11 protein-coding genes are annotated in these 12412 nt (G+C 67.5%); 3 read left to right on the top strand and 8 right to left on the bottom strand.

Annotation, left to right across the window (positions count from 1 at the left end):
- Window positions 1-40 precede the first annotated feature (40 nt).
- On the bottom strand, window positions 41-970 hold the full coding sequence (locus tag U5N23_RS31430) for an adenylate/guanylate cyclase domain-containing protein (protein WP_322596582.1): 930 nt from the start codon (window positions 968-970) through the stop codon (window positions 41-43).
- A gap of 415 nt (window positions 971-1385) precedes the next feature.
- Between U5N23_RS31430 and U5N23_RS31425 the strand changes: the two genes are divergently transcribed.
- Window positions 1386-1739, top strand: a complete 354-nt coding sequence (locus U5N23_RS31425; protein ID WP_322596581.1) for a hypothetical protein — start codon at window positions 1386-1388, stop codon at window positions 1737-1739.
- 40 nt (window positions 1740-1779) lie between these two features.
- On the opposite strand, the gene U5N23_RS31420 is transcribed toward U5N23_RS31425, so the two are convergent.
- The 4 genes from U5N23_RS31420 to U5N23_RS31405 all read right to left on the bottom strand — a co-directional run bounded on the left by U5N23_RS31420 (window position 1780) and on the right by U5N23_RS31405 (window position 5307).
- The gene (locus tag U5N23_RS31420) at window positions 1780-2904 is read right to left on the bottom strand and encodes an LD-carboxypeptidase (protein ID WP_322596580.1); all 1125 of its coding nucleotides are present in this window, start codon (window positions 2902-2904) and stop codon (window positions 1780-1782) included.
- Entirely contained in the window at window positions 2858-4252 is a 1395-nt protein-coding gene (tadA, locus tag U5N23_RS31415; RefSeq protein ID WP_322596579.1) for a tRNA adenosine(34) deaminase TadA, read from the bottom strand. Before tadA ends, U5N23_RS31420 begins: the two co-directional genes overlap by 47 nt.
- On the bottom strand, window positions 4249-4512 hold the full coding sequence (locus U5N23_RS31410; protein WP_322596578.1) for a hypothetical protein: 264 nt from the start codon (window positions 4510-4512) through the stop codon (window positions 4249-4251). The genes tadA and U5N23_RS31410 overlap by 4 nt, the downstream gene beginning before the upstream one ends.
- 174 nt (window positions 4513-4686) lie before the next feature.
- The gene (locus tag U5N23_RS31405; protein WP_322596577.1) at window positions 4687-5307 is read right to left on the bottom strand and encodes a LysE family translocator; all 621 of its coding nucleotides are present in this window, start codon (window positions 5305-5307) and stop codon (window positions 4687-4689) included.
- 99 nt (window positions 5308-5406) lie between these two features.
- Between U5N23_RS31405 and U5N23_RS31400 the strand changes: the two genes are divergently transcribed.
- A complete protein-coding gene (locus U5N23_RS31400) occupies window positions 5407-6405 on the top strand; it encodes a GlxA family transcriptional regulator (protein WP_322596576.1) in 999 nt (332 codons plus the stop codon).
- 10 nt (window positions 6406-6415) lie between these two features.
- Here the strand turns inward: U5N23_RS31400 and U5N23_RS31395 are convergent, their stop codons facing one another.
- Window positions 6416-7531 (bottom strand): branched-chain amino acid ABC transporter substrate-binding protein, encoded by a 1116-nt coding sequence (locus U5N23_RS31395; protein ID WP_322596631.1) that lies wholly within the window; start codon window positions 7529-7531, stop codon window positions 6416-6418.
- A gap of 220 nt (window positions 7532-7751) precedes the next feature.
- Between U5N23_RS31395 and U5N23_RS31390 the strand changes: the two genes are divergently transcribed.
- The gene (locus tag U5N23_RS31390; RefSeq protein ID WP_322596575.1) at window positions 7752-9755 is read left to right on the top strand and encodes a U32 family peptidase; all 2004 of its coding nucleotides are present in this window, start codon (window positions 7752-7754) and stop codon (window positions 9753-9755) included.
- A 105-nt stretch (window positions 9756-9860) separates the two neighbouring features.
- Here the strand turns inward: U5N23_RS31390 and egtB are convergent, their stop codons facing one another.
- Window positions 9861-11165: an ergothioneine biosynthesis protein EgtB gene (gene egtB, locus U5N23_RS31385; protein ID WP_322596574.1), complete on the bottom strand. Its 1305-nt coding sequence runs from the start codon at window positions 11163-11165 to the stop codon at window positions 9861-9863.
- 82 nt (window positions 11166-11247) lie between these two features.
- Complete coding sequence (gene egtD, locus U5N23_RS31380) at window positions 11248-12213, bottom strand: L-histidine N(alpha)-methyltransferase (RefSeq protein ID WP_322596630.1); 966 nt, start codon at window positions 12211-12213, stop codon at window positions 11248-11250.
- Window positions 12214-12412: the final 199 nt, after the last annotated feature.

Below are 12412 nucleotides of genomic sequence, written 5' to 3'. Positions count from 1 at the left end.
GTATCAATCCAGGCAAACCCGGGGAATGCAAGCCAGCCTCTCAGCCCAAATGCACGTTGCCGCCCACGACCTGGAAGTGCATCTTGGGAGCGGTGGGCTCGCTGAACGACACGCCCAGCGCAATCTCCCCGGTACCGTGCAGGATGCAGGCATCGCGGCGCAGGCGCACGGGCGAATCGCTGCCCTCGAAGCGCACCCAGGTACCGAAGCTGCTCATGTCGGTCAGCACGAAGCCGCTGTTGCGCCAGTCGATGCGGGCGTGCAGGCGTGATACCCGGGGGTCGTTGATGCGCAGCTGCATCTCGGTGGCCCGGCCCATGTGCACCGGGGCATCGGACGAGCTGAACGACAGGTCCACCCCGTGCCAGGAGAACTGGATCTGGCCCAGGATGGAATCCACCGGCGAAAAGTTGCTGACCAGCGCCGCCTGCATGGTGAGCGAGTCGGGCTCCTCGTCCTGGCGCCATTCCACCTGGTAGAGCATCAGGGGCTCGGCCTTGCCACGGATTTCCATCACCCCGAGCTTGCGGTACCAGACCGAGGCCGCAGCACCCGCCAGCAGCACCGCGGTTTCGGTGGCCCAGATCTCGGACGGGCCGGCCCGCTCGCACAGGCGCGAGGCCACGTTCACGGCGTCGCCATAGCAATCGCCATCGACATCCACCACCTCGCCGCTGGCCACGCCCACGCGGATGTCCATGCGCAGGGGGTGGGGCCAGCGGTCCACCCGGGTCAGGTGCCTGCGCTGCATCTCGGCCATGGCCGACACGGCACCGGCGGCGTCGCCAAAGATGCCCAGCACGCCGTCACCCAGCTTCTTGACGACGCGACCCGCATTGCCCTCGATGGTGTCGGCGATCCACTGGGTCAGCTGCGTCACCGCTTCGGTGGCGCGCTCGTTCCCCAGCGTCTCGTAGAGCGACGTACTCCCGGAAATGTCGGCAAAGACCACCGTGGATAGAACCGTCATGGGCACGCAGGCGCAGGTAACATCATGTGACCCAGTTTAGTTCAAGCGCCTGCAGCGTGCATGGCGCCCTGCCGGCTGGCGGGCACGGCGGCATGCGGGCGCCAGACCCCTTGGGGTGCGTGCTGCCTGATCGCCCTGCGTGGGCGCCCGGCGCCCTTTTTTCGCCCCTTCGCAAGGCCGGCGGCGCCTTGCAGGCAGTTGCCGGCACCTGGCAACAAGCGCTCGACGCACCGGGCATGACTCCTGCTTAATCCTTTCATACTAGATGCAAAAAAGCATCGAGAACTTGCAATTGTTTGCAAAAAGCTATCGAGGCCTGTTGGCTTTCTGCAAAAACCGGGGGCGGCCCCCTTGCGTTTGCGCAGTCGGCCACGTACCTTGAGCCTTGTACCTATTTATGGTGGAAAACCATTCCATGCGCTGGAACAAACCCTATGTACGCGGCAGCAGCCTGCACGGCCTGATTGGCCGTGACGCGCCTGCGTCGACCGCCTGGGTGCGTGACCAGCAACTGGAAGAAGTGCGCCGCGCCATGATCGGCAGCCTGTCGGGCTTTTCCGGCTGCGAGGTGGCGCGCATGAACATCCGCCTGCGCTACGCGGGGGACATCGAAGCGCTGTGGTACCTGCGCACCGACCTGCAGAGCACCCTGGCGCCCCTGCAGGGCGAGCCATCTGCCAAAAACGTCATCGCCCAGGTGACACTCCTGTTCCAGGGCCTGCTGCCGCGCGCCCTGGGTACGCCGGTGGCACGCGCGTCGGCATCCTGAGCGGCAAGCCCCTGCGGCGCGCGGCGCCTTTGTGCAGGGCCTACAGATGCCCCCAATAAATCAGCGCGTCGCGCTCTTCCACCGACAGTGACACCGTAGCCCCCACGGGCAACAGCACCTTGGTCTCCACATGACCGAACGGCAGGTTGGTGAGCACCGGCGCCTTGATCTGGCTGCGCAGCCAGTCCACCACCGACTGCAGCTTGTAGCCCTTGTCGTGCGGCACCAGCTTGAACTGGGTGAACTGGCCCAGCACCACGGCCTTTTGCTGCGCCAGCACGCCGGCGTGCAGCAACTGCGTGAGCAGCCGCTCGATGCGGTAGGGGTGCTCGTTCACGTCTTCCAGAAACAAAATGCCGCCCTTCACGCTGGGCAGGTAGGGCGTGCCCACCAGCGATGCCAGCACCGCCAGGTTGCCGCCCCACAGCTGAGCGCTCTTGACGTAGATGTCGGGCACGGCCGGCTTGCCGGTGGTGGCATGGGGCTTCTCGCGGTGCATGCGCCAGCCCGTGCCTTCGCCGTGGCCCGTCAGCAGGTCGTCGAAGCAGGCCTCCATGATGTCGTCGGGCTCGCCGGCCACGCCGAAGTCGGCGCCCAGGGCCGGGCCGGCCCAGCTCACGGCCCCGGTCTGCGCCAGCAGCGCGTTCTGGAAGGCCGTGAAATCGCTCAGGCCGACGAACTTCATGCCCTTGTCGATGGCCTTGGCCACCGCCTTGTAGCGGATGCCCGGCAGGATGCGCGAGAGCCCGTAGCCCCCGCGCGAGATCAGCGCCACATGCGCGCCGCTGGCGGCCGCGCGGTGGATGGCGGCCAGACGGGTGGCGTCGTCGCCGGCAAAGCGCGTGTGGCTGGCCAGGGCGTCCACATCCACCTCCACCTCATGGCCCAGGGCCTTCAGGCGGGCAATGCCGCGCTTGAAGGCCGCCTTGTCGCGCACGGCACTGGACGGCGAGTAGACATAGATGTGCTTGGGACCATGGTCATGGTCGCAATCGGCGTGGTCGTGATGGTGGTGGTCGTCGTGATCGTTGTGCAAAGCGTTCAGGCGCCGGTCGGCGGGCCTGCTCCGTGGAATGGAATGCCGCTGGCGGGCCGCAGAAAGCGGCGCTGGCGTGCGGTCAGGGTGCGAAGTATTCCACAGCCTGCTCGGCGATGCCCCGGCCATGCTCCTGCACGAAGTGCCCGGCTTGCGGCAGCACGACGGGATCCGGGCAGTTGCGGATGTCCTTGCGCAGTGCCTGCATGGTCGCTGGGCCCAGCACCGGGTCCTGCGCGCCCACCACCATCAGGCTCTGGCCTTGCCATTGCTGGCACCAGAAATCCCGGGCCTGGCGCGAGAGTGCGGCGCCCTCGTCCTGCGGCCCGGCGGGCACGCGCTCGGGAAAGGCGCGCAGCGCAGCGCGGTAGCCCTTGTCGGGAAACGGCGCATCGTAGGCCGCGCATTCGGCCGGCGAGAGCTGCGGATTGCCGCGCGCGAGCAGCCGGCCTACGCCGAACAAAGGCTTGTCACGGCACATCGCGCGCCAGTCGACAAAGCCCTGCGGCAGCGGCACATCGCCGGTGGCCAGCAGCGTGTTCATCACCAGCAGGCCGTCGAAACGCTCCGGGCAGTCCATGGGCACGGTCAGGCCCAGGATGCCGCCCCAGTCCTGCACCACCAGCACGGTGCGCTGCAGGTTGAGGCGCTCCACCAGCTCCAGCAGCACCTGCCGGTGCCACTCGAAGCGGTGCGCAGCCTCCTTCTTGGGCTTGTCGCTCTTGCCAAAACCGATCAGGTCGGGCGCCACCACGCGGTCGCCCGCCGCCAGCCACACGGGCAGCATGTGGCGGTACAGGTAGCTCCACGCCGGGTTGCCATGCAGGCACAGCCAGGTGCGCGGCGCGTCCTGCGGGCCTTCGTCGAGGTAGTGCATGCGCAGGCCGGCCAGACTGGGCAGGTCGCTTACATAGTTGGGCGCCCAAGGGTAGCCGGGCAGGTTGGCAAAGGCCGCGTCGGGCGTGCGCAGCGCATCGTCGCGCAGCGGGTGGCGTGCCAGCGCGTCGGCCCGCTGCTGGCTGCGCCGCGCGCCGAAGAAGCCGGTGAGCAGCGCGCTGCATTCGGTGGCCAGCACCCCGCCCTGCACACCCGTCTGGTGGTTGATGGCGGTGTGGGCAAACAGGTCGAGCACCGAGCCTGCGGCGCCCGTCTTCGGCTCCGTGGCGCCATACACCACGCGGTCCAGCCGCGCATGCAGCATCGCCCCGCTGCACATGGCGCAGGGCTCCAGCGTCACATAGAGCGTGCAACCGTCGAGCCGGTAGTTGCCCAGGTGCTGCGCCGCGGCACGCAAGGCCACGATCTCGGCATGCGCCGTGGGGTCGTTGGCCTGCACAGGGGCATTGCGGCCCGTGGCGATCACCTGGCCATTCTTGACGACCACGGCGCCCACAGGCACCTCGCCTGCCTCGGCAGCGGCGCGCGCCTCGGCCAGCGCCAGGCGCATGCCGTCTTCGTCGGTGAACGGGTTGGTCATTTCTCCATATCGCGCAGGACTTGCGCGCGCTGTTTGGCGATCTCATCGAGCTGTTGCTGCACCTGTTGCTGCACCTGCTGGCTCTGCTCACGCACATTGCCCGTGGGGTTGATGACGGGTGCCGATGCACCGGTGCCCGCGATGGGCGCCTGCTGCAGCGCCGCCGCAGGCGCGCGCGTGGCCGACAACTGCTTCTTGGCGACGATGCCCACGATGGCCAGCACCACGACCAGCCCCACCAAACCGAACAATCCACGCATGCCTGTGCTCCCGATACGCGACTGACAAAACTCTTCTGGCGTCGTTGCTGCGTCTTGTCGTACTACCGTACTGCCTGCGACACAGCGCCTAGCCAGAACCGCTTCGCTGAGTTTTGTCAGCCGCTTGTCTTGCTGTGCAACCCGCACTGTAAACCGGGATGGTGCAAGCACCACTCAGTGCGTCATGGGAAGCGCCGCACCCATCAACCCGAACAGCGCACCGCAGGAGCGGTTGAACTTGCGCCCCGTGCGCTGCAGCCACGGGCGGATGCGGTGCGCCAGGCTCGCCAGGCCGAACTCCACCAGGCACTCGACCAGCGCAAAGGTGCCCGCCATGACCACGAACTGGATCCACAGGTCGCGCCCCGGCACGATGAACTGCGGCAAAAAGGCGCCATAGAACAGCAGCACCTTGGGGTTGGAAATCGCGGCCAGCAGCCCCTGGCGAAACAGCCTGCCACCGGTGACTGCCCGCTCGCCCTGGGCATTCGGCAATGCCTCCAGCTGCATGGGCGGCGCGCGCCACAGCTGGATGCCCAGCCACACCAGGTAGGCGCCGCCCACCCATTTCATCACCGTGAGCGCATGGGCCGACGATTGCAGCAGCGCGCCAATGCCCAGCATGGACAAGCCGATCAGCGCCACAAAACCCACCGCCCCGCCGCCAATGGTCCACAGCGTGCGGGCCCGCCCGTGCAGGGCGCCATGGGCCAGCACCAGCAGGCTGTTGGGCCCGGGGGTCAGCGACAGGCCGACGACCGCGAGAAGATAGACCAGCCAGATTTTCAATTCCATTGCAGCACCATCTCTTGAACAGGGCCTGCAGTCTAGAGGGGCGCAGGCATCCATACAGCATCGAATCTGGCTACCATCGATACCAAAATGGACTCCCCAATGAGCGCCCCCAGCCCCCTGCCCCGCCCCGACGTGCGCCTGTTGCTGCTGCCGCTGCCCGACTTCGCCCTGCTGCCCTTTGGCGGCTTTCTCGACAAGCTGCGCTTTTCGGCCGACGACGAGGACCACAGCCGCCAGCGCTACTGCGCCTGGACCCTGCTCGGCATCGACGGCGCGCCCGTGCTCTCCAGCAGCGGCGTGCAGGTCAACATGGACACCACGGCCGATGCCGCGGACCTGGCGGAGTTCGACTACCTGGTGGTCTTCGGCAGCCGCACGGTGCAGGCCTCGCGCGGGTACGTGCAGGCCTACGGCCCGGTGCTGCGCAAGGCGGCGGCGCGGGGCCTGCCGCTGGTGGCCATCGACAACGCCAGCTTTCTGCTGGCGGAGGCCGGCCTGCTCCGGGGCCACCGCGTGGCCCTGCACTGGCGCCATGTGGCCGAGTTCCGCCACGCCTTTCCGCGCATCGCGGTGGCCAGCGAGCAGATCTACTGTTTTGACCGCGACCGCATCACCTGCGCGGGCGGCACGGCCGCCATCGACATGGCGGTGGAACTGCTGTCACGCCACTGCGGCCGGGTGCGGGCCTTCAAGGGATTGGCCGACATGCTGGTGGACGCACCCCGCCACCAGGGCCACCACCTGCAGTCGATGGACGGCGGCGGGCCCGACCTCACCCGCCACCTGGCGCGCGCCGTGGCGCTGATGCGCAGTTCCCTGGCCGATGGCCTGACCGTGGCCGACCTGGCAGCGCGCATCGGCATCGGCCGCCGGCAGCTGGACCGGCTGTTCACCGAGCAGATGGGCATGAGCGCCCACGAGCACTGGACAAAGATGCGCATGGAGCACGTCCACTGGCGCGTGAGCAACTCGCACCACAGCCTCGCGGCCATTGCCGACGAAGTCGGCCTGGGCAATGCCAGCAGCCTGGCGCGGCTGTTTCGCAAGCACTATGGCACCAGCCCGGGCGCATTGCGCGCCGGGCGGGCCAGCACCTGATCCCGAAGGATCAGTTCAGCGCTACGCGGCTGCCGTCCTTGTAGGTGTATAGGGTGACGGCAGGCGTGGTCAGCTCACCCTTGGCGGTGAACGCGATGTTCGCGGTCACGCCCTTGTATTCGGTCTTGCCGATGAAGGGGATGTACACCTTGGGGTCCACCGAGTTGGCGCGCTTCATCGAATCGACGAGCACCATGGCCGCATCGTAAGCGTAGGGGCTGTAGATCTGGAACTGGCCGGGGAACTTGGCGTCGTAGCGCTTCTTCCAGTCGGCGCCGCCCTGCATCTTGGCCACCGATGCGCCGCCCGTGGCGCAGGTCACGTTCTTGAGGGCGGGGGTCTTGCCGGCCAGCTCGGGCAGCTTTTCGGTACACAGCGCATCGCCGCCGAAGAACTTCACATTGCCCAGGCCCAGTTGTTCCATCTGGCGCAGCATGGGGCCGGCCTGGGCATCGAGGCCGCCGTAGAAGATGGCGTCGGGCTTCTTGTTCTTGATGGCGGTGAGGATGGCCATGAAGTCCGTGGCCTTGTCGGTGGTGAACTCCTCGCCCACCACCTTGAGGCCCTTTTGCTGCGCCGTGGCCTTGAAGACCGAGGCCACGCCCTGGCCATAGGCCGTGCGGTCGTCGATGATGGCCACGGACTTGAGCTTCAGGTGGTCGGCCGAGAAGATGGCCAGCGCCGCACCCAGCGCGCTGTCGTTGGCGATCAGGCGGTAGGTGGTCTTGTAGCCGGGCTTGGTCAGGTCGGGGTTGGTGGCGGCGGCCGTGATGTGCGGCACGCCGCACTTGTCGTACACCGCAGCGGCGGGGATGGAGGTGCCCGACTGCAGGTGGCCCACCACGCCGGCCACCTTCTGGTCGCACAGCTTTTGCGCCACGGCGGTGGCCTGGCGCGGGTCGCCCGCATCGTCTTCGGCAGCGATCTCGAACTTGATCTTCTTGCCACCGATCACCAGATTCTGTGCATTCAAATCATCGAGTGCCAGGCGCACGCCGTTTTCCGTGTCCTTGCCGATGTGGGCAATGCCGCCCGACAGCGGGCCCGCATGGGCGATCTTGACGACCTGCACGTCCTGCGCCAGGGCGGCGGTGCAGGCAACGGTGGCGGCTGCAGCAGCAACCAGGGAGAAGTGAAAGCGCGAACGGGAAGCAAAGGACACAGGCAAAACTCCGGATGAGCAAGGACAAGGTAGAGCGCGCTGACCAGAGGGACAGGCCAGGCGCCGCCATCCTATCCCGACTTCGGCACATCAGACTTGCACAACAGAATTGCATACAGCATTAGTCGAGCTAATTGGAATCCCATTGGACCGGGAGTGGCGGGCGCTGGGATAATTGCGCCCCATGTCTCTCCTGCCCCACCAGCTCGAACTGCTCGCGCCCGCGCGCGACGCGGACATTGGCATCGAAGCCATCAACCACGGTGCCGACGCCGTCTACATCGGCGGCCCGGCCTTCGGCGCGCGCGCCGGAGCGGGCAACGACATCCGTGACATAGCGCGCCTGGTGCGCCACGCGCACCGCTTCAACAGCCGCATCTTCATCACGCTCAACACCATCCTGCGCGACGATGAGCTCGAAGAAGCGCGCCAAATGGCGTGGCAGGTGTACGAGGCCGGGGCCGATGCGCTGATCATCCAGGACATGGGCCTGCTCGAAATCGACATGCCGCCCATCCAGCTGCATGCCAGCACGCAGACCGACATCCGCACGCCCGAGAAGGCGCGCTTTCTACAAGACGCGGGGCTCTCGCAGATCGTGCTGGCGCGCGAGCTCACGGTGCAGCAGATCGCCGCAGTGCACAAGGCGCTGGGCCCGGTGGATGCGCCGGGGCGCGCCAACATCGAGTTCTTCATCCACGGCGCGCTGTGCGTGGCCTACAGCGGCCAGTGCAACATCAGCCATGCGCAGACCGGCCGCAGCGCCAACCGCGGCGATTGCAGCCAGGCCTGCCGCCTGCCCTACCAGGTGACCGACGCGCAGGGCCGCTTCATTGCGCACGACAAGCACGTGCTCAGCATGAAGGACAACAACCAGAGCGACAACCTGCGCGCCCTGATCGATGCCGGCGTGCGCAGCTTCAAGATCGAAGGCCGCTACAAGGACATGGGCTACGTGAAGAACATCACGGCCCACTACCGCACCCTCATCGACGGCATCATGGAAGAGCACGAGTCCTCGGGCCACCCGCTGTCGCGCTCGTCGAGCGGGCGCACCACGTTCACCTTCACACCCGACCCGCTGCAGAACTTCAACCGCGAGTTCACCGACTACTTCGTCACCGGCCGCAAGCAGGACATCGGCGCCTTCGACACCCCCAAGAACCCCGGCCAGGCCATCGGGTGGGTGACCAAGGTGGGCGCCGATTTCGTGGAGCTCGAAGTGAGCAGCCCCGCCACCGTGCTGCACAACGGCGACGGCCTGTGCTACTACGACCTGCACAAGGAGCTGGTGGGCATGGCCATCAACCGGGCCGAGCCCGTTTCGCCGCGCAGCACCACCCAGTGGCGCGTGTTCCCCAAAGACCCGATGGAGGGCTTCAAGGACCTGCGCCGGGGCACCGAGATCAACCGCAACCGCGACATGGACTGGGTGCGCACGCTCGACAAGAAGTCGAGCGACCGCCGCATCGGCCTGTGGGTCTACCTGTCCGAAACGCCAAGCGGCTTTGCCCTCACGCTGACCGATGAAGACGGCTATGCCGGCGGCGCCCAGCTCGACCACGCTCACCAGCCGGCCACCGACGCTGCCAAGGCCGACGCCAGCCTGCGCGAGCACCTGGCCCGCTTTGGCGCCACCCTCTTCGCGGTGAACGACGTGGGCCTGCAGCTCTCGCAGCCCTGGTTCATCCCCGCATCGGCCGTCAACGCCCTGCGCCGCGACGCGCTGGCCGACCTGGAGGCCAACCGCGCCAAGGGTTTCGAACGCCTGCAGCGCGCCACCCCGGTGGAGCCCCCCGCCCAGTACCCTGAGGACACGCTGAGCTTTCTGGGCAACGTCTTCAACCACAAGGCGCACAACTTCTACGTGCGCCACGGCGTGAAGGTGATCGATGCAACGTACGAGGCGCACGAGGAAGAAGGCGAAGTCAGCCTCATGATCACCAAGCACTGCGTGCGCTTCTCGATGAGCCTGTGCCCCAAGCAGGCCAAGGGCGTCACCGGCGTGCAAGGCACCATCAAGGCCGAGCCTTTAATGCTCATCAACGGCAAGGAAAAGCTAACGCTGCGCTTTGACTGCAAGCCCTGCGAGATGCACGTGGTGGGCAAGATCAAGCGGCAGGTGCTCAACCAGGCGCGCGAAACGCCGATGAACTTCTATCGCACGCGACCGCAGCAGGGCAATTGAAGGGGTTGCCGGCCTGGCAAATCATGGAGCAGGCGCTGGAGAGGGTGTGATGACCCGCCCGCCAGCCTGGCAAACGCTTGCGCCGGGTGGACCCAATCACAGCCCCTACACATCCCTTGCCAACCGCACCCCCGAAAACTGCCACCGCGCAGTCGCCGGAAAGAAGTTGCGGTACGTCGCCCGCACATGCCCCGCAGGCGTGGCGCACGAGCCGCCGCGCAGCACGTACTGATTGACCATGAACTTGCCGTTGTACTCGCCCACGGCGCCCTCGGCCGTGCGAAAGCCGGGGTACGGGGCGTAGCTCGATTGGGTCCACTGCCAGGCATCGCCAAACATCTGCGCCATGCCCCCACCCTCGGCCGCGCCGGGGTGCAGCAGGGCATCGGGGCCGTCGGCAAAATGGCCCTGCAGGGGCTGGCGCGCGGCGGCGCATTCCCACTCGGCCTCGGTGGGCAGGCGGGCGCCGGCCCAGCGGGCGTAGGCGTCGGCTTCGTAGTACGACAGGTGCACGGCGGGCAGTGCGCTGGCCAGAGGCACGAGGCCGGCCAGGGTGAACTCGTGCCATGCATCATCACCGCCCCGCCCCGCTGCGCGGTGCCAGTAGATCGGTTGTTCAAGGCCCTGCGCGGTGCGCCAGTCCCAGCCTTCGGCCAGCCAGTGCACGGGGTTGCGGTAGCCGCCGTCTTCGATGAAGGCGGCGTATTCGCCGTTGCTCACCAGGCGCGATGCCAGTGCGTGGGGCTGCAGGTAGACGCGGTGGCGCGGCAGTTCGTTGTCGAAGGCAAAGACGCCGCTGTTATTGCTATTGTTGCCGCCGGCATGGCCGATTTCGACCACGCCGCCGTCGCTGCGGTGCCAGGTGAGGGGCTGGGCGGGGCCGCTGCCGCCCATCGGCCGGAGGTCGTGGTACGCCGGGAACAGCGGGTTGCACGACAGCAGGTGCTTGATGTCGGTGACCAGCAGCTCCTGGTGCTGCTGCTCGTGGTGCAGGCCCAGCTCGACCAGGGCCAGCAGCCTGGCGTTGTCTGTGTGGCGGGCCAGCAGGCGTTGCACGCGCTCGTCCACGTTGGCGCGGTAGGCCAGCACCTCGGCGAGTGAGGGGCGCGTGAGCAGGCCGCGCTGCGGGCGCGGGTACTTGGCGCCCACGCCGTTGTAGTACGAATTGAACAGCACGCGAAACGCCGGGTGGAACGGCGCAAACGCCAGTTCGTGCGGCTCCAGCACAAAGGTCTCGAAGAACCAGGTGGTGTGCGCCAGGTGCCACTTGGCGGGGCTGGCGTCGGGCATGGACTGGGCGCAGGCGTCTTCCGCCGACAGCGGGGCCACCAGCGCCACCGAGCGCTGGCGCACGGCGGCGTAGTCGGCAGGCTGAGGAGGCGGGTGGGTCGTCGTCGCCAGCGTGTTCATCATCCTGCCAGTGTGCCCCAGCGTGGCGGCATTCGGCGGGGGCAATCGCGTGCCGTGCAATGGGGGCGGCGCAAGCCGCGTGTCAAGGCTGCGCATGCACCACCGCAAACCAGCCACGCGGGTCGGTCCAGGCCTGCGCGCGCGAGAAGCCAGCGCGCGCCAGCAGGTCGGTGAAGGCGGGCAGCGTGTACTTGTAGCTGTTCTCGGTGTGGATGCACTCGCCCGCCGCGAAGTCGCGCACACCACCGCCGGGCCAGCGCACCTGCAGGGGCGACATGGCCTGCAGGTGCATTTCGATGCGCGATTGCAGGGTGTTGAAGAAGGCCAGGTGGCGCCACTGCGCGGGGTCGAAGTCGCTGCCGATGAGGCGGTTCACATGCGCGAGCACATTGAGGTTGAAGGCGGCGGTAACGCCGGCGGCATCGTCGTACGCGGCCTCCAGCACGTCCACTTCCTTGGGCAGGTCGATGCCGATGAGCAGGCCTCCGTCTGCATCGGGCTCGCCTTCGGGGCCGTCTGCATCGACCAGCGCGCGCATCTGCTTGAGCAACTGCAGCGCATGCGGCGGGTCGAAGTTGCCGATCGACGAGCCGGGGTAGAACACCAGGCGCCCGGTGTGCGGAATGTCGGCCGGCAGGGTCACGCCGCGCGTCATGTCGGCACCCACGGCGCGCGCGTCCATGTGCGGAAACTCCTCGCGCATGCGGGCCACGGCGTCGTGCAGAAATTCGGCCGAAATGTCCACGCCCACGAAGCAGGCCGGTGCCAGTGTGCGGCACAGGGTGCGCGCCTTTTCGCAATTGCCGGCGCCCAGTTCGATCAGCGTGCGGCCCTGGCCCACGGCCTGGGCGATGGCGGCGGCGTGCTGCTGCATCACCGCGTGCTCGGTGCGCGTGGGGTAGTACTCGGGCAGGCGGGTGATGGACTCGAACAGCTCCGAGCCCAACTGGTCGTAGAAGTACTTGGGCGAGATGGTGGCGGGCTGCTGCAGCAGGCCCTCGGTGATCTCGCCGAACACCGACGGGTCTGCCAGCGTCTGGGCCGGCATGTCGACCTCGGCGCCGCCCGGCTCTGTGGGCAGGCCTTCAAAGGCTTCGAAGGCCAGGTGGGGTGGCTTGGCGTTCCAGGCCGCTTGGCGCGGCGCGCCCCGGGTTGGAAGCAAGGGCGACGGATTCTGGAGGAGTGCGTTGGCCATGGTTCGGAAGGTTAGCGGCGGGGCCGGGGCCCCCAAGTAGGACGATTGCGCA

Source organism: Acidovorax sp., assembly GCF_034519795.1.
In the GTDB taxonomy this organism is placed as follows: domain Bacteria; phylum Pseudomonadota; class Gammaproteobacteria; order Burkholderiales; family Burkholderiaceae_C; genus Acidovorax.
The sequence above is the reverse complement of the archived record's forward strand: the minus strand, read 5'-3'. Positions and strand labels throughout refer to the sequence as shown.